The sequence below is a fragment of the Streptomyces sp. NPDC057136 genome (assembly GCF_042670885.1).
GTDB lineage: Bacteria > Actinomycetota > Actinomycetes > Streptomycetales > Streptomycetaceae > Streptomyces.
Genome location: NZ_JBHUUV010000012.1, coordinates 96,113 through 116,688 on the forward strand (window position 1 = coordinate 96,113; position 20,576 = coordinate 116,688).

At 69.7% G+C, this 20,576-nt stretch carries 18 protein-coding genes and 2 pseudogenes; 12 read left to right on the forward strand and 8 right to left on the reverse strand.

What is annotated here, in order from left to right; translation table 11 throughout:
- The first annotated feature begins 118 nt into the window (after window positions 1–118).
- Window positions 119–886, forward strand: coding sequence for a dienelactone hydrolase family protein (locus tag ACFT7S_RS17335; protein ID WP_382732445.1), 768 nt, complete (start codon window positions 119–121; stop codon window positions 884–886).
- Between the two features lie 358 nt (window positions 887–1,244).
- On the opposite strand, the gene ACFT7S_RS17340 is transcribed toward ACFT7S_RS17335, so the two are convergent.
- Entirely contained in the window at window positions 1,245–1,445 is a 201-nt protein-coding gene (locus ACFT7S_RS17340) for a hypothetical protein (protein WP_382732447.1), read from the reverse strand.
- 21 nt (window positions 1,446–1,466) lie between these two features.
- On the opposite strand from ACFT7S_RS17340, the gene ACFT7S_RS17345 reads away from it, so the two are divergent.
- The 4 genes from ACFT7S_RS17345 to ACFT7S_RS17360 all read left to right on the forward strand — a co-directional run bounded on the left by ACFT7S_RS17345 (window position 1,467) and on the right by ACFT7S_RS17360 (window position 5,365).
- Entirely contained in the window at window positions 1,467–2,156 is a 690-nt protein-coding gene (locus ACFT7S_RS17345) for a tyrosine-type recombinase/integrase (RefSeq protein WP_382732449.1), read from the forward strand.
- A gap of 304 nt (window positions 2,157–2,460) precedes the next feature.
- Window positions 2,461–3,582 carry a tyrosine-type recombinase/integrase gene (locus ACFT7S_RS17350; RefSeq protein ID WP_382732451.1) on the forward strand — a complete coding sequence of 374 codons (1,122 nt, stop codon included), beginning with the start codon at window positions 2,461–2,463 and terminating at the stop codon, window positions 3,580–3,582.
- Window positions 3,579–3,905 carry a helix-turn-helix domain-containing protein gene (locus tag ACFT7S_RS17355; protein WP_382732453.1) on the forward strand — a complete coding sequence of 109 codons (327 nt, stop codon included), beginning with the start codon at window positions 3,579–3,581 and terminating at the stop codon, window positions 3,903–3,905. The genes ACFT7S_RS17350 and ACFT7S_RS17355 overlap by 4 nt, the downstream gene beginning before the upstream one ends.
- 104 nt (window positions 3,906–4,009) lie before the next feature.
- A complete protein-coding gene (locus ACFT7S_RS17360; protein ID WP_382732455.1) occupies window positions 4,010–5,365 on the forward strand; it encodes a hypothetical protein in 1,356 nt (451 codons plus the stop codon).
- Here ACFT7S_RS17360 and ACFT7S_RS17365 read toward each other — a convergent pair.
- Together ACFT7S_RS17365 and ACFT7S_RS17370 are read right to left on the reverse strand one after the other, a co-directional pair.
- The gene (locus ACFT7S_RS17365) at window positions 5,338–5,820 is read right to left on the reverse strand and encodes a hypothetical protein (RefSeq protein WP_382732457.1); all 483 of its coding nucleotides are present in this window, start codon (window positions 5,818–5,820) and stop codon (window positions 5,338–5,340) included. The genes ACFT7S_RS17360 and ACFT7S_RS17365 overlap by 28 nt on opposite strands.
- 290 nt (window positions 5,821–6,110) lie before the next feature.
- A complete protein-coding gene (locus ACFT7S_RS17370) occupies window positions 6,111–6,620 on the reverse strand; it encodes a hypothetical protein (protein WP_382732459.1) in 510 nt (169 codons plus the stop codon).
- A gap of 294 nt (window positions 6,621–6,914) precedes the next feature.
- On the opposite strand from ACFT7S_RS17370, the gene ACFT7S_RS17375 reads away from it, so the two are divergent.
- Window positions 6,915–7,112: a hypothetical protein gene (locus tag ACFT7S_RS17375; RefSeq protein ID WP_382732461.1), complete on the forward strand. Its 198-nt coding sequence runs from the start codon at window positions 6,915–6,917 to the stop codon at window positions 7,110–7,112.
- Window positions 7,113–7,550: 438 nt separating this feature from the next.
- Window positions 7,551–7,823, forward strand: a pseudogene (locus ACFT7S_RS17380) (Tn3 family transposase); the annotation flags it as partial.
- A 51-nt stretch (window positions 7,824–7,874) separates the two neighbouring features.
- Here the strand turns inward: ACFT7S_RS17380 and fabV are convergent.
- From fabV to ACFT7S_RS17395, 3 genes are all read right to left on the reverse strand, one after another.
- The gene (gene fabV, locus ACFT7S_RS17385) at window positions 7,875–9,089 is read right to left on the reverse strand and encodes an enoyl-[acyl-carrier-protein] reductase FabV (protein WP_382732463.1); all 1,215 of its coding nucleotides are present in this window, start codon (window positions 9,087–9,089) and stop codon (window positions 7,875–7,877) included.
- A 508-nt stretch (window positions 9,090–9,597) separates the two neighbouring features.
- The gene (locus ACFT7S_RS17390; RefSeq protein ID WP_382732465.1) at window positions 9,598–10,257 is read right to left on the reverse strand and encodes a lysophospholipid acyltransferase family protein; all 660 of its coding nucleotides are present in this window, start codon (window positions 10,255–10,257) and stop codon (window positions 9,598–9,600) included.
- A gap of 184 nt (window positions 10,258–10,441) precedes the next feature.
- Complete coding sequence (locus ACFT7S_RS17395; RefSeq protein ID WP_382732466.1) at window positions 10,442–11,971, reverse strand: isocitrate lyase/phosphoenolpyruvate mutase family protein; 1,530 nt, start codon at window positions 11,969–11,971, stop codon at window positions 10,442–10,444.
- A gap of 626 nt (window positions 11,972–12,597) precedes the next feature.
- On the opposite strand from ACFT7S_RS17395, the gene ACFT7S_RS17400 reads away from it, so the two are divergent.
- From ACFT7S_RS17400 to ACFT7S_RS17410, 3 genes are all read left to right on the forward strand, one after another.
- The gene (locus ACFT7S_RS17400; protein WP_382732468.1) at window positions 12,598–12,954 is read left to right on the forward strand and encodes a hypothetical protein; all 357 of its coding nucleotides are present in this window, start codon (window positions 12,598–12,600) and stop codon (window positions 12,952–12,954) included.
- Between the two features lie 174 nt (window positions 12,955–13,128).
- Window positions 13,129–13,287, forward strand: a complete 159-nt coding sequence (locus tag ACFT7S_RS17405) for a hypothetical protein (RefSeq protein WP_382732470.1) — start codon at window positions 13,129–13,131, stop codon at window positions 13,285–13,287.
- Window positions 13,288–13,292: 5 nt separating this feature from the next.
- Window positions 13,293–14,981: a histidinol-phosphatase gene (locus ACFT7S_RS17410; protein ID WP_382732472.1), complete on the forward strand. Its 1,689-nt coding sequence runs from the start codon at window positions 13,293–13,295 to the stop codon at window positions 14,979–14,981.
- Window positions 14,982–15,467: 486 nt separating this feature from the next.
- On the opposite strand, the gene ACFT7S_RS17415 is transcribed toward ACFT7S_RS17410, so the two are convergent.
- Entirely contained in the window at window positions 15,468–17,099 is a 1,632-nt protein-coding gene (locus ACFT7S_RS17415) for an IclR family transcriptional regulator C-terminal domain-containing protein (protein WP_382732474.1), read from the reverse strand.
- A gap of 147 nt (window positions 17,100–17,246) precedes the next feature.
- Between ACFT7S_RS17415 and ACFT7S_RS17420 the strand changes: the two are divergent.
- Both ACFT7S_RS17420 and ACFT7S_RS17425 read left to right on the forward strand, forming a co-directional pair.
- Window positions 17,247–17,800 (forward strand): annotated as a pseudogene (locus ACFT7S_RS17420) (alpha/beta fold hydrolase); the annotation flags it as partial.
- Window positions 17,797–19,011 carry a 4-hydroxybenzoate 3-monooxygenase gene (locus tag ACFT7S_RS17425; protein ID WP_382732476.1) on the forward strand — a complete coding sequence of 405 codons (1,215 nt, stop codon included), beginning with the start codon at window positions 17,797–17,799 and terminating at the stop codon, window positions 19,009–19,011. The pseudogene ACFT7S_RS17420 and the gene ACFT7S_RS17425, both read left to right, overlap by 4 nt.
- Before the next feature lie 90 nt (window positions 19,012–19,101).
- On the opposite strand, the gene ACFT7S_RS17430 is transcribed toward ACFT7S_RS17425, so the two are convergent.
- Window positions 19,102–20,166, reverse strand: coding sequence for a pyridoxal phosphate-dependent aminotransferase (locus tag ACFT7S_RS17430; protein WP_382732477.1), 1,065 nt, complete (start codon window positions 20,164–20,166; stop codon window positions 19,102–19,104).
- Window positions 20,167–20,576: the final 410 nt, after the last annotated feature.

The window sequence follows — 20,576 nt, forward strand, 5'->3', positions numbered from 1 at the left end:
ACGGGGTTTGTGACGGTTCTCGTGAGCCCTCGCCGTATTTCAGAGGGATACCCGCGCTGTTCTGCCAGCGGCAGAACACCAGCCGGACCGGGCTCGACGATCACTACAGTCCAGTCTCATGACGACGATTACGACGCGTACGGTCGAGTATCCGGCCGACGGTTTGACGATGATCGGGCACCTCGCGCTCCCGGCCGGTGTCGACCGCCGGCCCGCGGTGCTGCTCGGACCAGAGGGCATGGGGCTCAGCGACGTCGAGCGCCGCCGGGCCGATGCTCTCGCCGAACTGGGATATATAGCGCTGGCCTTCGACCTTCACGGCGGGCGCTATTTGGGCGACCCCGAGGAGATGCTGGCCCGTTGCCTGCCGCTGCTCGCTGATCCCGACCGGATGCGGGGCATCGGCCATGCGGCGCTCGACGTGTTGCGCACCGAACCGCGGACCGACCCCGACCGGATCGCCGCCGTCGGCTACGGCACCGGGGGCGCCGTCGGGCTGGAACTCGGGCGCGGCGGCGTCAGCCTGCGTGCGATCGGGACAGTCAACGCACTGACCACGGGCCGACCGGGCGAGGCGGCGCGCATTTGCTGCCCGGTGTGGGCCGGGGTCGGGTCGGAAGACCCGATCATGCCGCCCGCGCAACGGGACGCGTTCACCGCTGAGATGCAAGCCGCGGGCGTCGACTGGCGCCTCGCGGTCTACGGCGGCGCCTTGCACGCCTTCCACCACCCGCCGGTCGGCCACCCTGTGGTCCCCGGCGTCGGCTACCACCCACGGCACGCGCAGCGCGCCTGGCGCGACGTCGTCGACCTGCTCGCCGAGTGCCTGCCCGTGACGGAGGATCTGGGGCATGTCCCAGGTAAGCATGCTGGCGCCGGGCACTGACAGTCCCCTCCCCTCAAGTCCGCACAACAGAACCGCATTCGGGCGGATGCTCGATCGCGGAAACGCGTTCGCAACTGCCGCAGTAAATGCCGGATTTACCGCGACAGAGCCCCTACCGTGATCACCGCGACCTGCGGCGGGCCATTCCGGCCGCCGGGGCGAGGTGTACGCATTTACTGCGGCAGTGTCAGGGGGTGGGCGGCGTGACGATCGAACCAGTGACCGAACTCGGAAGCGGGGGCGCGCTTCGGCTGCCGTGTGCTCGGGTCGTACCTCTGTCCGCCCCGCCCGCGTCGTACACCGCGGCGGTCGAGCGGTACCTCACCGGCGCGGGCATCGCGAAGTCCTCCGCGCGGATCTACCGGATCTCGCTGACGACCTGGGGGTGGTTGCTCGCCGGCGAACCGGCGCCAACCGGACCCGCCCGCCGAGGCGCGAAGCCGCCCGTCTTCCCCGTCGCCGCGATCGACGACCCGGCGCTGCCGGAGGTGCTGGCCGAACTGGCGGCGGCGCGGGCGGACGTGATGGACGCCGACACCGTCAACCGGGAGCTGTCCATCGCGCGCAAGGCGATCGGCTGGTGCAGCGCCAAGGCTGGATCGAAGGCGACCCCACGATCGGCATCGAGCGGCGGCCGGCGCCGCCCGACCGTACCAAGGCTCTCGCGGAGAGCCAGATCGCCGCCCTGTGGCGCCTCGACGTCGCGCTGCGGGAGAAGACCCAGTGGAAGATGCTCTACGAGTCCGCCGCGCGGGCCGACGAGGTGCTGTGCCTCAACGTGGAAGACCTCTACCCGCAGGACAAGCGCGGGAAGATCACCGCCAAGGGCGGGGCGACCGAGTGGATTCACTGGCAGTCCGGCACCGCCCAGCTCCTGCCCCGACTCATCGCCCGCCGTACCCGCGGCCCGCTGTTCCTCACCGACCGCAAGGCCCCGGCCGGAACCCCGACGCTCGACGTGTGCCCGGAGACCGGCCGGGCCCGGCTCTCCTACCGGCGCGCTGAGGAGATCTTCGAGGAGAACACCAGGCTCCTGGCCAACCCCCTCGCCTCACCCGACGACATCGAGGACCTGGACGGCTGGACGCTTCACCGGCTACGGCACAGTGCCCTGACGCACGACGCGGAGGACGGCACCTCCACCCCGATGCTGCTGGCCCGCTCCCGCCACGCCTCCGTCCGCTCCCTGGAGCGGTACGCCCGCCCCGGCGTCGACTCGGTCGCCCGGCACGTCGCCGAACGCGACCCCGCTGCACGTCGCCGCACGTAAATCCGATCGGATCAGGGCTTCAAGATCATCCCGTTGCCCCTTTGGCGCGTATCTCGGAACCGGCGCGTATCGCATCCGATGCGAACTGGCGTCACCTTGCGCCGCATTGGTCAGGCGGGCGCCGGGAAGCCACTGATCAGCAAGGTAGGCGGTTCTCCAGGGCCTGCTGGGACGGTATCTGACAGGACGGGTCGATGTCGTTCCGCTTCACTCGATCGGATGGCTGACCTGCCGTTCCGCTCCACGCTTCGCATCTGATGCGAGATTCTCGCGGCGAATGCGATCTACGGAGCGTGACAGTGTGGTGAGCAACAACAGGGCGGCGCCGGGGGCCGCGCGGCTTCACCTGGCCGACGGGGTGCCGCTGCTCCGGCCGGACGAGCAAGTCTTCGAAGCGATGCTGGACGGCTGGCGCAACCAGCAACTGGCCCGGAACCTCGCGCTGTCGACCATCAACGGCCGCGAGCGAAAGGTCCGGGCGTTCGCCGCTCACGCCGACGCCTTCCCGTGGAACTGGTCCTCACCGCTGGCCGACGAGTGGTTCGGCGACCTGCGGTCGGTTCACGGCTGCGGACGTTCGACACTCCGGGGCTACCAGGAAGCGGTGCGGCTGTTCTGCGACTACACCACTGACCCGGCCTACGAGTGGGCGACCGAGTGCGAACGCCGCTTCGGGACCCATCCGATCCAGGTCTGCCACGAGTGGAACACCGCCGTGCACATGCAGGAGTGCGAGGCCGAGGCCCCGAAACGGGCCTTCACCCGGGACGAGTTGCAGACATTCTTCGACCACGCCGACGACCAGGTCGAGCGCGTCCGCGGCCGCGGACGCAAGGGCTGGCTGCCCGCCTTCCGCGACGCGATGTTGTTCAAGACCGCGTACGCATTCGGACTGCGCCGCAACGAAACCCGGATGCTGGACACTGCGGACTTCGGCCGCAACCCCGAAGGAGCGGAGTTCGGTGAGTTCGGCATCTGTTACGTGCGCCATGGCAAGGCGAAGAAGGGCTCGCCGCCCAAACGCCGCAGCGTGCTGACGGTATGGGAGTGGTCAGCCGAGATCCTCGACCAGTGGACGAGCGAGGTCCGGCCCGCCATACGGCACGCGGACGGGCCAGCCCTGTGGCCTTCCGAACGCGGGCGGCGAGTGGGCCTGCAACGGCTGGACTCCCGTTTCGCCGCCTACCGCAACGATCTCGGCTTGGACCCGGTCCTGGACTTCCACTCGCTACGCAGGTCTTACGTCACCCATCTGATCGAAGACGGCATGGACCCTTTCTTCGTCCAGCAACAGGCCGGCCACGACCACGCCTCCACCACCTCCATCTACACCTGCGTGTCCTCCGACTTTCGCACCCGCACCCTGCGGCGGGCGCTGGACGCCACCATCGAGGCCGCACTCAAGCCCCCGAGGAGGGCCCGATGAAACGCCAGGTCAGCTACCAGTGGCGACTGCGCGAGAGGATGGCCACCGCCGGGATGTTCACCACCAGCGAGCTCGCCCCGCCACTGGCCGAGCGTGGCATCAACCTCTCGCTCTCCCAGGTCCACCGGCTCGTCACCGGCACCCCCGAGCGGCTGTCGCTTCCGGTCCTGGCCGCGCTCTGCGACATCTTCGACTGCACCCCGGCCGACCTGATTGCTACCAGGGCAGAGAACGCGACAGTCCGCAGGGTCGCCACTGGTGATGCGGTCGTCGACCTGTCGGCGGTCCGTCCCAAGCGCGCCCGCATCCGGCCGGAAGGATGAGTCGCACCCGCGTCCGCGCCGAGGACTTGCTCTGCACACGTTGTGGCCGGGCCCTGCGGCTGGGGGCGAACCACTGGCCCGAGGGCTACATCTGCCAGAGCTGCATGACCAGAGCTCTGGAGACCTACGGGACCTGCACCGGATGCGGAGTTGAGCGGCTCATTCCCGGCCTCGCGCCGGACGGCGGGAAGCTCTGCACCGACTGCGCCGGCGGGATCGGTGACTTCTTCTGTGAGCAATGCGGCCAGGAGGCCAGACGTTACCGGCGCGGGGTCTGCGGCCGATGCGTCCTGACCGAGCGGCTCCGCGATCTTCTCGACGACGGGACCGGCTCCGTCCACGCTGAACTGCTCCCGCTGTTCGACGCCCTGCGGCAGATCCGCCGCCCGTGGGGCGCGCTGACCTGGACCAATAAGCCCCACACTCGGCGCAACCTGCGGGCTCTCGCCCTGAAAGAGGTTCCGCTCACGCACGACGGCCTGAGCCAGCTCACTCCCTGGCGATCGGTCGCTTACCTGCGCGACTTGCTCATGCAGAGCGGCGTCCTGCCCCCGGCTGACCGGCAGCTGCTGCTATTCCAGCGGTGGCTCGCCGAGAAACTGCCTGCCGTCGGCGACGCCGGGCACCGGCGGCTACTGGAGCTCTTCGCAACCTGGCACGTTCAGCGCCGACTGAACTCCCTGGCCGATCGCGGCCCGCTCACCAGTAAGCAGGTTCAGCAGGCCCGCAACGAGATTCGTCTCGCGACCGTCTTTCTCGATCACCTCGCCGAGCGAGGGCGGAACCTCGCCGAGTGCACGCAGGCCGATGTCGATACTTGGTACGCGGGTGGCTATACCGCCCGGCGCCTGACCCACGCCTTTTTGCGATGGGCGATGCGGTCCAAACACATGCTCAAGGTCGCCGTCCCGCATCGCTCCACGAGCAAACCCGCCCCGCTCGCCCAACACCAGCGACTCACCCTGTTGCGGCAGGCCGTCGACCAAGGCGACATTCCGCTCCAGGACCGCGTAGTTGCCGCGTTCGTCCTCCTTTACGCGCAACCGCTCACCCGGATCGCTCGGCTCACCACCGACGATGTTCTTCACGTGGACGGCGAGGTTCTGGTCCGGCTCGGTGATCCTCCCTCGCCCGTCCCTGAACCGCTTGCCGGAGTGCTGCTGACCTATCTCGACCAGCGACCGAACACCATGACCGCCACGAACCCAAACGCCCGGTGGCTCTTTCCCGGCCGCAGGGCTGGACAGCCCATGACCCCGCACACGCTCGAACTCAGGCTTCGCCACCTGGGCTTCCCCACCCAGCGAGGACGCACGGCGGCCATCCGCCACCTCGTCCTCCAGGCCCCCGCACCCGTGATCGCCCGCATGCTCGGCTACCACGACGACACCACCGCCCAGCTCGCCGCCGAGGCAGGAGGAACCTGGCGGCACTATGCCCCCGGCGACCACTCGCGGTGAACACGAGCCCGGGAGCGGTCACCCTCCGGTTGCACGGATCTCGGCGCGCGTAGGGGCTGCGGTCGACTGGTGGAAAGACGTGCGGCCTCGGCGGCCACCCAATCCAGAAGCACATCTGCCAGATCAGGAAGGGATCTTCCTTCGCCGAGAAGGACGAGGCGGCAGTCGAGATGGTCTCCCGGATTGTGGGGGTTCAGGATGCCGCAGCGAAGACCCGTACGGTCGATCTGGCCGCCCAAGCAGGTGCTGACCATATTGCGCACGGGGTCTACCAGGCTCGTCCACACCAGCAGGCCGTCTGTCCATAGGACGTCGACGGGGAAGTCCACGCAAAAGTCTTCAGGTTCCGGCGCCCCCCTGGGCCAGCTCGTGACGCGGGCCGCCAGGTGCTCGACCACTGGCCGCCAGTCCTCGCCGAACTCCCAGTCCGTGAGGTACTCGTCGAACGTGCTCATCGGGCCAGTGAATCACCGTTGCGTGCGGACTCGCCTGCGCATATCGACTCCACGCCGCCTATCTCGTTGAGGAGCGCGGACAGGTGAGTCGGGGCGGAACGGCCGACCTGCCCGGCGGCAGGGGAAAGGGGCTGAGACTGGCGGCCACTCACAGTGAGCACAGCCCCCACTGGCGGAGGAATACGCGACTCACGATTACGCGAGGTCGCCAGTGTCACACCCCCTGATCCCCGTGGGTTCAAGAAAACCGAAGGCCCTTCAGCCTGAACCCACGGGTCCACCGGTCTGCTTCAGGTCAATGCATCCGTGGGTTCGGTTGGAACACGAGGGTGCTGTGCCAGACGAAGAGCTTCGGCCGTGACCTCGGCGTCGATCTGGGCCGGTGTTCTGTCGCCGTACTCGAGGATGTCGTACTCGTCGTCCAGATTGGCGAGTCGCTCGGCCAGAGGCAGCTCGTGCCCGAAGCGCTGGTGGATCCGGAAGGCCAGCTCGCGAGGCGTCAGCTCGCCCGCCAGCATCCGGGCGGCAAGTGCCCGTACGGCGGCTTCCTGTCCGGCAACGCTGCCCACTGCGTGGAAGGTGAGACCCAGTTCGTCAAGTGCGGGGGGAAGGAGGTCGGGGACGTCGTAATCCGCCTCCGCACGTGTGCACGCGGCCAGAGTCCGCAGGGCAGGACTGTCGAGGCCGGCAACGAGTGCATCACAAGCAGCAGTGACGACGTCGGTTGCGCAGATCTCGCCCATGCTCCAGAGAACGGCGCGGTCCTGAAGCTCGCGGGCTGATCGTTCGGTCGTCGGCATCTGTCCATGATCTCGTCAGTGGGGCGAGCAGGTCGAGTGGGTTTCACTGCCATGCCTGCTCGGCCTCGTGCAGGTCGCGTACGACCGCCAGCGCCAACCCGACCCTCCTCACCTTCAGTCCGACCGCTGATCGGTCGGACGGAGTGAGAACGCTTCGAGAATTCCGAAATGACGTCACAGAGCTGCAGAACACCCAAGGGAGGAAGAGCCCCATGGCCACGTGGCCAGTGATTCAGCGGGGCTCAGGGGAACTCACGGGATGTCGCACAGTATAGCCCGCGCCGGGACCCGTCGATGCGTTACCGCACGGGTCTCGATGCCGACGTGTGTGCCTACGTGGTGTCGACACCGGGTGCGCAGCTGCTCGCGCACAACGCCGCGATGACCGTCCGGATCCTGATGGGCCAGGCCAGGCCAGCCGGGTACACCGTGGCGGTGGGTGTGTCGGCGGCCGGCACCGAGTCGTTGACCGGACTAGCGGTGGTTTGTTAGACCGGAAAGGGGCGGTTGGGATGGCGCGGGAAGTCCATCGCCTGTTGTGCGAGTTCGCGACGATCGGCGTGTACCGGACCGAGATCGTCCACCGTGATGTTCACCGCCCGGTTCCGTCGGCGGCGCGGCACAGGTGACACCGCACGGCGGGGCCCACACCGTTGCGCGGTCCCCCGTGGTTGGTCACGGGCCGTGCCTGCTCGGCGCGCGTGTGCGCGAGTCCGGGCCTGCCGGGCGTCGTATCGGGGCGGTCGCCGACGCGGGCGTTGATCCGGACAGCGGCAGGGCACAGCAGGCCGGGAGCGGGGAGGTGTGGGCGCAAAGGCTACGCGTGTCGCGCAGGGGCACGCTCCGCAAGAGGGGGGCTGTACGGGCCCCTTTCCGAAGTACCGTCCTGAGTGTCAAGGTGCGCGGGTCAGCAGGACTACGGCGCCGCCCGGTCAGCTCTGCCAGCGCTACCGGGATGGCATGGAGGACCAGATCGGCGTCCACGGCCTGGTCCTCAACGCGCTCGTGAGTTCAACACCCGCTACATGGGCGCAGCCGTCAACCAACTGCGCGCGGACGGCTTCGACGTCCGTGACGAGGACGTCGCCCGCGTTTCCCCGTTCGTCCGTCACCACGTCAACATGCCTGGGCCGGTACTCCTTCCGTTTTCCGGACCTCCCCGGCGGTATGCAGTCCCTGCCTGACAAGGACGCCATCGACGAAGGGTGGGACCGCTCAGCGGGGCGTTCCGCATGGCGGTTCTCCGTGCCGGGGTCAGGGTGTGTGGTCGGGCCAGGGGATGTCGGTGGCAACCGCGGCGGTGTAGTCGATGCCCGGCACGGAGAATCCGTACAGGCCTTGGACTTCGGTGCGGAACCAGGCGAGGTCGGCGAGGTCGGCGATGGCACCGGTAGTGGCGGCCTCCCAGCGTTCGGCGACGGCCGCCTGGACGTCGTCGGTGAGTTCCCAGTTGTCCAGGCGGATCCGGCCTTCGTCGTCCAGAACGAGCGGGGCGGCACCGGTGAGCTGGTCCCACAGGGCGGCGAGCTGGTGCACCGGCGGGACCAGGTCCTCTCCGAGGACGCCGCGCAGCAGGCCGGTGTACAGGGCGATGCCGGGGATGGCGGTGGAGGACTGGGTGACGGCAGCGCCGTTGACCGAGGTCACGGCCCGACCGCCCACCGTCTTGTCGAGCCGCTCGTTCAGAGTGCGGGCGGTGGCCTCCAAGTGGGCCTTGGCCACGCCGATGGTGCCCTGCCGGTAGATCGCCGCTGTCAGCGGCGAGCCGATGTACGACAGCGCGGCAGTGGCGAAGCCGTAGGCGAGCAGGCCCCGACTGGCCAGGTGATCGATCCAGCGTTCCCAGTCCGCGCCGCCCATCACGGCCACGGTCTGCTCGACGTCGTCGCCTTCGGCCGGCCCGGTCTCGATTTCGCGGACCTCGGGAACGCCCTGGCCGTCGAAAAGGAGGGTCTTGGTGCGGTTCGCCTGGCCGATCGGCTTGAGGACCGAGGCGTACGTGGTGCCGGTGTCGGGGTCGGTGCGCCGGGGCGCGGCCACCGAGTAGATCAGGTAGTCCAACCTGCCGCCGAAACGCTGCTCGATGAGGTCGGCGACCTGGTTCTTCATCGCGTCGGAGAAGGCGTCGCCGTTGAGGAAGACCAGATCCTTCCCGGCGGTGCGGGCGATGCGCGCGGTGGCGGCGGTGCGGTACCAGCCGGCCGTAGCGGTACGCCGTTCGGTGGGGGCCTTCTCGAAGGAGACCATGATGCCGCGGATGCCGGCGCGCTTGAGTCCGGCGAGAGTGGCCGCCAGTCCGTATCCGGCCGAGGAGCCGATGATCAGAGCCACCGGCCCGGCACCCTCGGGCACGCCGGCAGGGTCGGGGCATGTCTGCCACATGTCGGCCACCAGCTGCTCGCAGCCCGCCGGGTGGGAGTCGAGGAAGAGGAAGCCCCGGTTGCGGGGGGTGAGAACGCGCTCGCTCACGATTGCAGTCCTTGGTTCGGCTGGGACAAAGACGCGGGGACCAGCCGGGCCACCACGTCCTGTAAGTCTGCGACAGGACGGACACGGGCAGTGGCCCCGCAAGGGACAACGATCGCGAGCCGGTCTTGGTGTGTTTCCACCACTTCCAGCAGAGCAAGAAGTAGTTGCGACCGGGCTCGGCATCACCGCGCAGCACTTCGCCTGCACCCTCCCGTGATCCGCCACCGGGCGGGACGAAGCCCGGCCCGTCCTCAGCGCCGACTGTCGCCCGGGCGAGCAGGCTGGTGAACTCGGCGATGGCCTCCGGGGACGACTCGAAGTAGCGGCGGACGGTCGCCGGCTTCCTGCGTCTCGACTTCGCGTCCAACACACGCCCAGTGCCTTCAGCTGACCGTCTACCAGATTGCGTGCGGTTAGAAGTGCATGTGGAGTCGGGTGCGGGGGAGCTGCGTTCGTTGCAGGGCTGGTTGCGGTCGGATCCGGCGCCACCGTTGACGATCGCCGATGGTTACCGTGCGAGTGCCGCCGGCTCGCCCAGTTGCAGGGCGGCAGTACGCCAGGCTTCGGTCACGGCGCGCTGGGCGACCGCGCTCGCTGCGTCGATCTCGGTGGGCAGTATCAGCGGAGCGCCGATGTGGACGTGCAGGCGGGGGCGCCGGAGGGGCGCCGTGAGTAGTCCTGCTAGCTGCTTGGTGTGGCTGCCTGAGGTGATCCTGCGGGCACCGGCCTGACCGATCGGAATGAGGGGGGCTCCGGAAGCGGCGGCGAGACGGGCGGGGCCGCTTCGGAACGCTTCGGGGGCGGCTTCGGCGGGGTCCGTGCGGCTCGGGAGGCGGCCCTCGCCGTAGATAAGAACGTGGCGGCCCGCGCCGAGCGCAGCCGCCGCCTGGTCCAGGGCGTCGGCGGCGCGGGCTGTGCGGCGGTGGACGGGCACGTGCCCGTCACGGTCCAGGAGGTAGCGCAGGACGGGGATGCGCCACAGGCCGGCGGTGGCAAGGATGACAGGTTCAATGCCGAGGCGGCGGAGCGCCGCCAGCACGATGCCCGGGTCGGCCAGGGATGTGTGGTTGGCGACGAGGATGCTGGGGCTCTGGAATGCGGGGAGCTCGGCTGACGTCGTCATGCGGCCGAGGGAGGGGACGATGGTGGCGGCGATACGGCTGAGCACGGGGCTCCTCGGGGCTCGGGCGGCGGCGTGATCCATCGTCGCTCCGCGGCCTTCCAGGGGCCTGAGTTCTCGTACTCATCCCTTCTGAGCCGCAGGTATCAGCCCGTCCAGGTTTTGAGTGTTGCTGCCAGCCGCCGGCCCTCACGGTTGAACTGCGGCTTCCCGGTTGCGCAAGCTGCAACTCTCAGTCAGGTACACCAAGCTGCTGTACCTCGTTGTAGGACGGGGCACTCAGGTCTGTCGGCCGGCCGTCTCGGATGGCGGTCGAGGTGGCGACGGCCGCCGCCAGAGCCCTGCGGTAGAGCAGCGAGCCGAGACTGATCCTGCGCACGCCCAACGTGGCCAGCTCGGAGAGCGTGGGACCGGTCGGCGCGTAGAGGATGTTCAACGGGACGACGAGGGTGGCCGTCAGCGCGGCGATCCCGTCAGGGGCCGACAACCCTGGAACGAATACCCCGTCAGCGCCTGCCTGTTCGTAGAGGGCGAGGCGCGTGGCAGTCTCGTCTTCCCGGCGGCCCAGCCAGTGGGTGTCGGTGCGTGCGTTCACGAATAGCGCGGGCACGGCGTTCTTGACGGCGGCGATCTTCGCCGCGTGCAACTCCACGGGGGCGAGCGTGCCGTCGGGGCGGCCGTCTTCGAGGTTGATTCCGGCCGCGCCCGCGTCGTACAGCTTTTGGGCCAGCTCGGCTACTTCCTCCACCTCATCGCTGAAGCCTCCTTCCGCGTCGACGGTGAACAGGAAGGAGCCCCGTCCGAGCCGTCGGGCCAGTGCCAGGGTCGCTTCGATGGTGGCGGCCGCCCCGTCCGGCACGCCGGCGGCCGCGGCCACGCCCAGGCTGGTGGTTCCGATGGCGGCGAACCCCTGCTCCGCGAGGGCAGCGGCGGAGGCGTAGTCCCAGGCGTTGGGCAGCAGCAGCGGGGCGGCCTGGTGGTGCAGGCCGGCGAAGGGGGGCAGCGGGCGGTGGAGCAGGCCCTCGGCCAGGGCGAGGGCGTGAACCCGGCCGGGGCATACGCGAGGCGGGCTGCCAAATGTGAGGGGTACTGGGTGAGTGCGGTTGGCGGTCGCAAGGTCGAGGAGCACCACGTCACCCTCGGCGATCTCCCGACCTGCGACTCGCGTGGCCCTGGCGGCGATACGGCGCATGGTCCGTACCGGGGGAGTCTCGCGGAGTACCCGGGCCAGCGGTACGTCGCCGCTGGTGGCTGCGGCCTCGACCAGTGCGGCGGTCGCCTCGCATGACTGGACCAGCAACCCGATGCGTTGGGCGGCAGCGTCCAGGGCGGCACTATCCGCCGGGTCCGGCGCCAGTAGTGCCACCAGCCGGGTCACCGCATCGTCCGCAGCCGCGTCCGCCCCACCGAAGTAGATACGGGCGACCGTGATCACTGCCTCGGCCACTGCCCCGGGCTCCGGCATCCTCAGAGCCTCGGCAAGGGTGCGCACCACCCGAGTACGGACCTCCCCCACACCCTCCGCTGCTGCCGCCTCCCGGAGCAAGGCGGGGTCCAGCCGGGCCAGTTGGGCCTCGATCAGTGCGCGACGTTGCCGGTGCGGCTCCCCGCAGCTGAAGCGGGCCACCGAGGCGCGCAGCCAGGCGACACTCGCCCCGACCGAACCGTCGTCCGCAGCCGGTAGCTCCGGGACGAGTGCAGGGTCGGCAAGGGCCGCTCGCACGTCCGCGTAGCAGTCGAACTCATGCATCGTGTGCGTCATAGCCCTGACGCTAGGGCCGGAACAGTTCGGCGCCGGCCGAACAATCCCCGCGGCATCATGACCTTCGTGCCCCCCCGTGGGGTGCGACGGTCCTTATTGAGTGTCCTGCGGACTGTGTGCGGACTGCTGGGCCACCGATGTGATCACCGCTAGGAATCGCCATCGTCGGCACGCACGGCCATCAGTACGCGTTGCAGCGCGGTGATGCCAGACCGGTCGATCGACTCGTCCCGACGGACCACCGGCTCAAGAGCGAGCTGCGGTCCCCTCCGCTGGTTGACCCCCGGTCGCCCGAGGGTGGTGCCCAGCTCCTTCATCAAACTGTTGTGTCTTCGCGAACCTGTTGAGCCATCAGAAGCATGAACATTTCTCACCTTGTCCGCCTGCTGTTCGTCGACGGCGTACTGAAGGAAGGCCAGGATCGAGCTGCTCCTCCTTTGTGGGGAGAACTACCACTTCTGTTGGAGTTGAGACGTACATGCATCGCAGCAGGCGCATCGCGCCGTCCCCCGGCAGCGGGTTTGGGCGCACTGGCGCCGTTCGGCGCAGGATTGCCCGCCCATGCGGAGACGGGGTTGCCAGGGCTGCCGGGGCCGGTGATCCCGGGCAATGCCAGCAGGGGGCTGGTGGCTGACGCCGAGGGCGAGGGCATCGCGGAGGGCCGCCGCATTCCGCAGCACCCTTGCGGTGCGGGCCGCAACCAGCAGTGGTGCTTCCAGGCGGCCGGCGCGGGCTATCTGATCAAGAGCAATGTGAACGGCGCGTATTGCTTCGGCCGCCAGGAGGGCTGGGCCGTACGGGAGCACTGTTCCAGCCCGGGTACGAGCTGGGAGTTCGACCGGAAGGGCGACGAATCCCGGATCAAGGTGCCCGGCGCGGAGCAGTACCTGACCACGTCCAGCGTGCGCTGGGCGGTTCCGACGGCACCGGAGCGCGGCTCGCGGTCGGCCCGGACGCCGCCGGGCGCAGCCGCTGGCACTTGACCGAGCCGGTCCTGCCCAAGCAGCGCGTGCCGGCCGCCCCCGGCTGGACGATGGGCGGCGGTCTGGGCAGCTCCGACTGGCCCTGCTACAGCAGGTGGAACGACATCCCACTCACCCGCGCCGAGGGAGGATTTCGCCGGCTGACGGTCATGAACCATTTTCCGCGACGTCGCCATGTGGCCGACGTACGCGAACGAAAACGCCAAGGTCCTCGACCGGGCGAACCACGTGTGCGCGTTGGTGGCCCGTCGACGGCCCAACTTCATCGCCGACGACCAGTACAAGGACGGGGACCCCATGGCCGCCGTCCGCTCTCTCAACCAGAACCGGTGAGCTCCATGACACATGACCACGACTACCACCCCGACCGGATGTTGCCGCGCTGGGCGGATCCCGCCGTCGCGGAACAGGGTCTGAACGTGCAGGAGGTCTCCCGGCGACGGTTGCTGCGCGGAGCAGGCCTGTTCGGTGCGGGGTTCCTGGCATCCGCAGCGTTCGGCGGCGAGGCGCTGGCTGCCACTGCCGAACGGGAATCCGCGGCGGTCGGGGGCCCTTCGAGCCGCTATGCGTACCTCGTGGGCGACCATCACGTGCACAGCAGGTACAGCCACGACGCCAAGTACGACCTGCTCCAGCAGACCGGCCGCGCCGAGCAGTTCGGCCTCGACTGGATGGTCTTGACCGAACACTCCAACATCGGCCACGCGAGCCCGGGCGGCGCGCGGGAGCAGCATGAGGAGATACGCGGGATCCGTGAGGCCTGCCCCCGGCTCCTCGTCTTCCAGGGCCTGGAGTGGTACATCCCGGCGGCCGAGCACGCCACGGTGATGTCCGCGCCCGGCCGGCACGAAGTGGACCTGCTCACGCAGTTCGAGCTGGCGCACGATGGCAAGCTCAACAAGCGGGACGCGTCGACTTCCGAGAACGAGCAGGCGGCCGTCGACGCGATCAGATGGCTCGCGCGCCAGCGTCGCCTCGGGATCGTGCCCGACGTGCTGCTCTTCGCCAACCACCCCTCCCGTCTCGGCATCGACTCGCCGCACGAGCTGCGCGCGTGGCGGGATGCCGCACCCGAGATCTTCATCGGCATGGAGGGCGCGCCCGGCGCTCAGGCTGCGGCGATAGCGACCAACAGCGGAGCGGGCAGCGTGCGGGGCGAGTACGAGAACGCCCCATCGGCCAAGTCCTGGCCCGGCTACCCGCTGGAGTCCTACCGGACCCTGGGCGGCTTCGACTGGATGAGCGCCACCGTCGGCGGCATGTGGGACTCCCTGCTCGCGGAGGGAAAGCCGTTCTGGATCACCTCCAACTCCGACAACCACCGCACGGTCTGCGACACGTGGCGCGACGGCGACTTCCCGCCCGGAACGGACTTCGACCAGCTGGGCCACAAGCCCAGCCCGACGGACACGGGCGTACCGCAGCACGGCAGTGACTTCTGGCCCGGCCAGTTCAGCCGTACACACGTCGGCGTGACCCGCTTCGGCTACCGACAGGTGATGGACGGCCTGCGGGCCGGCCGGGTCTGGGTGGACCACGGGCACCTCATCGACGACATCGACGTACGGCTGCGCCGGGACGGTTTCGACCCTCACGGCGTCACCCTCGGGCAGCGGCTGCGCGTACGGCGCGGCCGCCAGGTCAGCCTCGACGTCACCATCACCCCGGCTTCCCGGCACAACTCCAACGGCGATCTGCCCCGGCTGGCCACCCTCGACGTGATCCGCGGCACCGTGATCGGCCCTGGCACCGACCGCGACTCCTGGTGCGCCCCCGACACCCGGGTGGTCGACCACATCGACGTCTCCCACCGCCGAGGCACCTTCACACTCCACATCCCCCTGGGCCGGGTTGACGAGCCGTTCTACGTCCGACTCCGGGGCAGCGACGGCAAGAGCAACGCCCCCGGCCCCTTCGGCCCGGCCGTCGACGCCCACGCCCCTCAGCCCCACAGCCCCGGCGAGGGCAACCCCTGGAACGACCTGTGGCTCTACACCAACCCCATCTTCGTCGACGTGACCCACTAAACGCGCATCGAGCGTGACGCCCGCGCTCACGCAAAACGGCCCCGGACAATCCGGGGCCGTTTTGGCTTTGGCCCCAGCCGCACAATTGCCTCATCCGGCAAGGCAGGTTCATGGTCAACCTCCGTCTCCGGCAGGTCTACGCTCTCTTTGCGCTGGCGCTGGCGCTGGCGCTGGCGCTGGCGCGAAGCGGCATCGGGAATACGATTGCGACGAATAGTGGGCGATCCGGCTCAACGAGGCGCCTTGGCTCCTCGCCGTGAACTGCCGCCCCCGCACAAGACCGCGGCCCGGACCGGCGGCTCAGCCCACCCGCTGAGCGGGAACCGGCGGAAACGGACTGCAACCCGCCAACTTGTGGCCGCCAGGACCGTGGTCGAGGCGGTTGAAGAGGTGGTCGACGTCGGGCGGCTGGAGCATCGCCGGCATGGTGATCGCGCGGGTGACGGGCTCGCCAACTCAGCCCATCCCAGCTCCGGCCTGTCCGATTCAGGAGGGGGCGACAGGGCGGGCTCCGTCCATGGCGGACCAGTCCGCCGTGATGCGGGCGGCCGTCGCCCGCAGTGCGGGAAGGATGGTGTCGCGGGCTTCCTCTTCGGATGTGCGTCCCGCGTGCAGGGAGACGTTGACCGCGGCGGCCACCGTGCCGTCGGCGCCGTGGACGGGGGCGGCCACCGAGCGCAGACCCTCCTCCAACTCCTGGTCCACGAGGGCGTATCCGTCCTGTTCCACCTGGTCGAGGACGTGCCCGAGGGCTGCCGGGTCGGTGAGCGTCAGACCGGTCAGCGGTCGCAGGTCGGCCGAGGCCAGCCACCGCGTTCGCTGCGTGCGTGGCATCCCCGCGAGCAGGACCCGTCCCATGGAGGTGGCATGCGCTGGGAAGCGGCTGCCGAGGGTGATGGTGACGCTCATGATCCGGCTTGCCGCGACGCGGCCGACATAGCGGATGTCCGGGCCGTCGAGCACCGCCACCGAGGCGGACTCCCGTACCTGCCGGACGAGGTCGGCGAGATGGGGCTGGGCGACCTCTCCCAGGGTGAGGCCGGAAAGGAGCGGGTATCCGAGGTCGAGCACTCTGGGAAGCGGGCTGAACAGCCCGTCGTCGCCCGCTGCGTAGCCGAGCTGCTCCAAGGTGAGCAGGGAGCGCCGGGCCGTGGCGCGGGCCAGGCCCGTGGCCTGTGCGACATCGGACAGAGTCATTCCGCCGGGTGTGCCGCCCAGTGCCGCCAGCACCGTGAGGCCACGGGCCAGCGACTGCAGGTACTCCGGCCCGAGATCCTGCTTGGCCTGTGCGGTCGGGTCGGCCATGGGAGGTGGCGGCGTCGCGGGGGGCCCGAGGACGGCGAGGGCGTCGGTCATACGCGCGGCGGTGCGGCGCAGCGGTTCCAGGGCGTGGCGCCGCAGGGCCTGTGCGGAGTGCCGACTGGTGTGGCTGACGGCGCTGAGAGCGCAGAGGGTACGGCCCTGGGAGTCACGGATGGGGACGGCGACGGCGACGAGGCCGGGCTCGATGAGCCCATCGTCCTGTGACCAGCCGCGGGCGGCGGCGTCGGCGGCGAGCGCCCGGAACTCCGCGTCGCCAAGACGCGGTCCATGCGGTGGCGGCAGCGCGGGGAACACTTCGGGAGTGCCGGGCCGGCGTGCGGCATACCGCTCGTCCGGCCATTCGGCGGCGAAGAGCAGCCCGGGGGCGCAGCGGTCCGCGGGCAGGGTGTCCCCGACACGGAAGGAGACGGTCAGTGCCCGGCGCCGGGTGTGCTGGACGACGAAACGCACGGCGTCGCCGTCGGGGACGGCGACGGAGACGGACTCGTCCAGTTCGTCGGCGAGCCGGGCGGCGAGCGGGTCGAGTGCCGCGGGCACGCCGCTGCTGCGCAGATAGGCGGTGCCGAGCGCCAGCAGGGGCGGGGCGAGGGCGAGTTCGCGGCCCTCTTCGCGCAGATAACCCAGGTGGGCCAGGGTGGTTGCGATCCGGTCCACGGGGGAGCGGGCCAGGCCGGTCGCCCTGGCCAGTTCGCTCGCCTGCATCCGGCCGCCCGGCGCGCGGGCCAGGGCCCGCAGCGCGGCGAGGCCTCGCTCGAGAGGCCCGACGAGCCCATGGATGTTGCTGGGCTGCGGCATCCGTCCTCCTTGATCACACGGCGGTACCCGTTGACAGGTGGACGCAAGGGGAAGGAGACTCACGCCATCGTCATTCCTGAACAATAGTTCACCAGGCGAACACACGCAAGGTCGCGTGCCGACGAGCGGACGGACGCTATGGACAGCTACGACCTGCCCGGACACGGCGGCTCCCCGGCCGTACTCCCGCACCAGCCCACCGTCGCCGCACTGGCCGCTCTCGTCATGGAACTGGCGGACTCGCTCGGCATCGAGCGCTTCGCCTACACGGGAGTCTCCCTCGGCGGCGCGGTCGGCGCCTGGCTGGCCGCCCACCACCCCGACCGCGTCGAGTCCCTCGCCCTGGTGTGCACCTCGGCCCGCTTCGGCGACCCGGACGCCTGGCCACCACCTTGTTCACCCCCCCGTTCCAGGACCTCATCACCCGCTACGCCTGGGGCGAGATCTGGACCCGCCCCGGACTCGACCGACGCAGCCGCAGCTGCGTCACCCTGACCGCCCTGATCGCCAGGGGCCACCACGAGGAGCTGGCCTTGCACGTCCGCGCCGCCCGCGCCGCCCGCGCCAACGGACTCACCGTGGCCGAGATCCAGGAAGTGCTGCTCCAGACCGCCGTCCACTGCGGCGTTCCGGCCGCCAACACGGCCTTCGCCATCGCCGACCGTGTCCTCGCCGAACTCGAAGAAGAGAGCCCGTCATGACAACTCCCTCCCGCACCACCGTCGGTATCGTCGGCGGCGGCCCCGCCGGACTGCTCCTCGCCCGGGTCCTGCACCAGGCCGGCGTCGACTGCGTCGTCCTGGAGGCCCGCGACCGTACCTACGTCGAACAGCGACAGCGCGCCGGAATCCTGGAACAGGGCACCGTCGACGCGCTGCGCGCCTGCGGCGCCGCCGAGCGCCTGGACCGCGAAGGCCTGGTCCACGACGGCATCGAACTGCGCTGGAACCGGCGCAGGCACCGCGTCGACTTTCCCTCGCTGACCGGCGGACGCCGGGTCTGGGTGTACGCCCAGACCGAGGTCGTCAAGGACCTGATAGCCCTCCGACTGGCCGACGGCGCACCCCTGCTGTTCGACGCCCAGGTCACCGCCGTGACCGGAGCCGACACCGACCGTCCCGTCGTCCAGTACACGCACGAGGGGACCGCCCGCACCCTGACCTGCGACTACGTCGTGGGCTGCGACGGCTTCCACGGCGTCGTCCGCAAGGCGATACCCGAAGGACAGCTCCACACCTTCGAACGGGTCTACCCCTACTCCTGGTTCGGCATCCTCGCCGACGTCCCACCCTCCTGCGACGAGCTGATCTACGCCCACTCGCCGCGCGGCTTCGCCCTGCACAGCATGCGCTCGCCCACGGTGAGCCGCCTCTACCTCCAGGTCCCCAACGGCACCGACCCGGCCTCCTGGAGCGACCAGGAGATCTGGGACGAACTGGAGACCCGCTTCGCCGTCGACGGCGACTGGAAGCTCGACCGCGGCCTGATCACCCAGCGGGCCGTCCTGCCGATGCGCAGCTTCGTCACCGAGCCCATGCGCTGGGGCCGCGTCCTGCTCGCCGGCGACGCCGCCCACATCGTGCCCCCCACCGGCGCCAAGGGACTCAACCTGGCCGCCTCCGACGTCATCGTCCTCGCCGACGCCTTCACCCAGTGGGCCGCCACCGGCACGACCGACGCGCTCGACGCGTACTCCGACACCTGCCTGAAGCGGATCTGGCGGGCCGAGCACTTCTCCTGGTTCATGACCACGACCCTCCACACCGCCCCCGACCAGAGCGCCTTCGATACCCGGCTGCAGCTCGCCGAGCTCGACCGGATCGCGACCTCCCCGCATGCCGCGGCCGAGCTGGCGGAGAACTACGCGGGGCTTCCCGTCGGCCGAGCGGGCGCGGCAGGTAGGCCCGTCTGAGACAAGCCCGGCCACATCGTGCCCTACGCCTCGGTGAGCAGAACGACCGGCAGCGTCCGGGGGGCGGCTCCCGGTTCTCGCGGACCCGATTCAGGAGGTTGCGCGCTGCCACTCCGGCCAGGCTTGGGCGAGGGTGGCCATTCCTTCGGGGAAGAGCGTCCTGCCCATGCCGAAGCGCAAGTGTTGTCCGGTGTGGGCGAACATCACGTCAGGGGCCAGCAGCACACCGTGACGGTCGACCAGCCACTCGGAGAACGCCTGTGCCTCCGTTGCCGTCAGCCACGGGTAGGCGCAGGTCCCACCGGCCGGGGGCACCCAGTCCCAGCCGGGGGTGGATTCCACGAACGAGGCCAGCGTGGCGGCATTGGCGCGGACCAAGGTGTTGGCCCGATCAAGAAGCGCGGGTGCCGCCTGCAGGCCCGCGATGGCGAGGACCTCGCTCGGCGCACTCGTGGCGAGCGTCGTCCAGTAGCGATAGTCCAGCAGGCGCGCTGTCACCGCTGCGTTCTGTGTGACCGTCCAGCCGATTCGGACTCCGGCCATGCCCAGTGCCTTCGAAACGCCCGTGACCGAGATCGCGTTGGCCGTCATCGCCGCAGCGGACGGGAGCCGGCGCTGCGGGTCCAGTTCGATGCCACGGTAGATCTCGTCGCTCAGCAGGAGGGTCTCAGTCCCGTCCACCAGGCCCAGAAGTTCCTCGAAGACAGACGCCTCCGGCAGTGCTCCCGTGGGGTTGTGGGGGAAGTTCGCCACGATCAGCCGGGTATCCGGCCGCAGGGCGCGCCTGACCTCGTCGACATCCAGGCGCCAGCCGTCCTCGCGCCGGAGGCGGACCTCGGTCACCTCCGCCCCGATCGCACGTGGCACGTCGATCAGCAGCTGGTAGGCGGGGCCGATGACCACTACGTGGTCCTTGGGGTTGAGGAGGACATTCAGGAGGACGAACACCGCCTCGGTGGCGCCGGCGAAGACCTGCACCGCCGACCCCGAGGGGACGCCGCAGGACTGGGCGGCCAGCTCCCGCAGCAGCGGGTGGCCCGGAGACTCGGTGTAGCCGAGTGTCAGGGACTCGTACCACCGGCGCGTGTCCTCGGGGGCGACCTTCCATAGCTCGTCCAGCGGCAGCCCTTCGGTGTCTGAACCAGTCAGGTTCACCCGGCATGTGAACTCGTGCTGGGCGAACATACGCTCAATCAAGAACGGAGGCAGCTGCATGTCGTGATCCTTTCTGCTGGTAGGCATGCTGGCATGGCAGCGGGTCTCGGTCGAGGAGTGATCTGCTCAGAGCAGCCCCCTGGTGAGTCCGTGGTGCGCGAGGGCGAGCCGATCCGGCACGTGGCCGACGCTGACCAGGACGACCGGGCCACCGCCGGGGCCGCGATCAGCACGTAGAGGTCTGCCGCAGTAAATCCGATATCTACCGCGGCAGACGGTTGCGTTCGTCAACCCGCCGCGTCCGGAGCACGCAAGTGGACCATGGTCCTGGGGCCGGGTCAGCCGGTCTGGCGGTCGCGGCCCGCGAGAAGGCCGGCCACGAGTTGGGGCAGCATGAGCAGCGCCATGAA

What these genes read in the sequence shown, in the direction of transcription:
- ACFT7S_RS17335 (WP_382732445.1), top strand. Translation starts at nt 119, where the DNA reads ATGACGACGATTACGACGCGTACGGTCGAGTATCCGGCCGACGGTTTG.
- ACFT7S_RS17340 (WP_382732447.1), bottom strand. Translation starts at nt 1,445, where the DNA reads ATGGACAGCTCCCGGTTGACGGTGTCGGCGTCCATCACGTCCGCCCGC.
- ACFT7S_RS17355 (WP_382732453.1), top strand. Translation starts at nt 3,579, where the DNA reads ATGAAACGCCAGGTCAGCTACCAGTGGCGACTGCGCGAGAGGATGGCC.
- ACFT7S_RS17360 (WP_382732455.1), top strand. Translation starts at nt 4,010, where the DNA reads ATGACCAGAGCTCTGGAGACCTACGGGACCTGCACCGGATGCGGAGTT.
- ACFT7S_RS17365 (WP_382732457.1), bottom strand. Translation starts at nt 5,820, where the DNA reads ATGAGCACGTTCGACGAGTACCTCACGGACTGGGAGTTCGGCGAGGAC.
- ACFT7S_RS17370 (WP_382732459.1), bottom strand. Translation starts at nt 6,620, where the DNA reads ATGCCGACGACCGAACGATCAGCCCGCGAGCTTCAGGACCGCGCCGTT.
- ACFT7S_RS17375 (WP_382732461.1), top strand. Translation starts at nt 6,915, where the DNA reads ATGCGTTACCGCACGGGTCTCGATGCCGACGTGTGTGCCTACGTGGTG.
- ACFT7S_RS17395 (WP_382732466.1), bottom strand. Translation starts at nt 11,971, where the DNA reads ATGACGCACACGATGCATGAGTTCGACTGCTACGCGGACGTGCGAGCG.
- ACFT7S_RS17405 (WP_382732470.1), top strand. Translation starts at nt 13,129, where the DNA reads ATGTGGCCGACGTACGCGAACGAAAACGCCAAGGTCCTCGACCGGGCG.
- ACFT7S_RS17410 (WP_382732472.1), top strand. Translation starts at nt 13,293, where the DNA reads ATGACACATGACCACGACTACCACCCCGACCGGATGTTGCCGCGCTGG.
- ACFT7S_RS17415 (WP_382732474.1), bottom strand. Translation starts at nt 17,099, where the DNA reads ATGCCGCAGCCCAGCAACATCCATGGGCTCGTCGGGCCTCTCGAGCGA.
- ACFT7S_RS17425 (WP_382732476.1), top strand. Translation starts at nt 17,797, where the DNA reads ATGACAACTCCCTCCCGCACCACCGTCGGTATCGTCGGCGGCGGCCCC.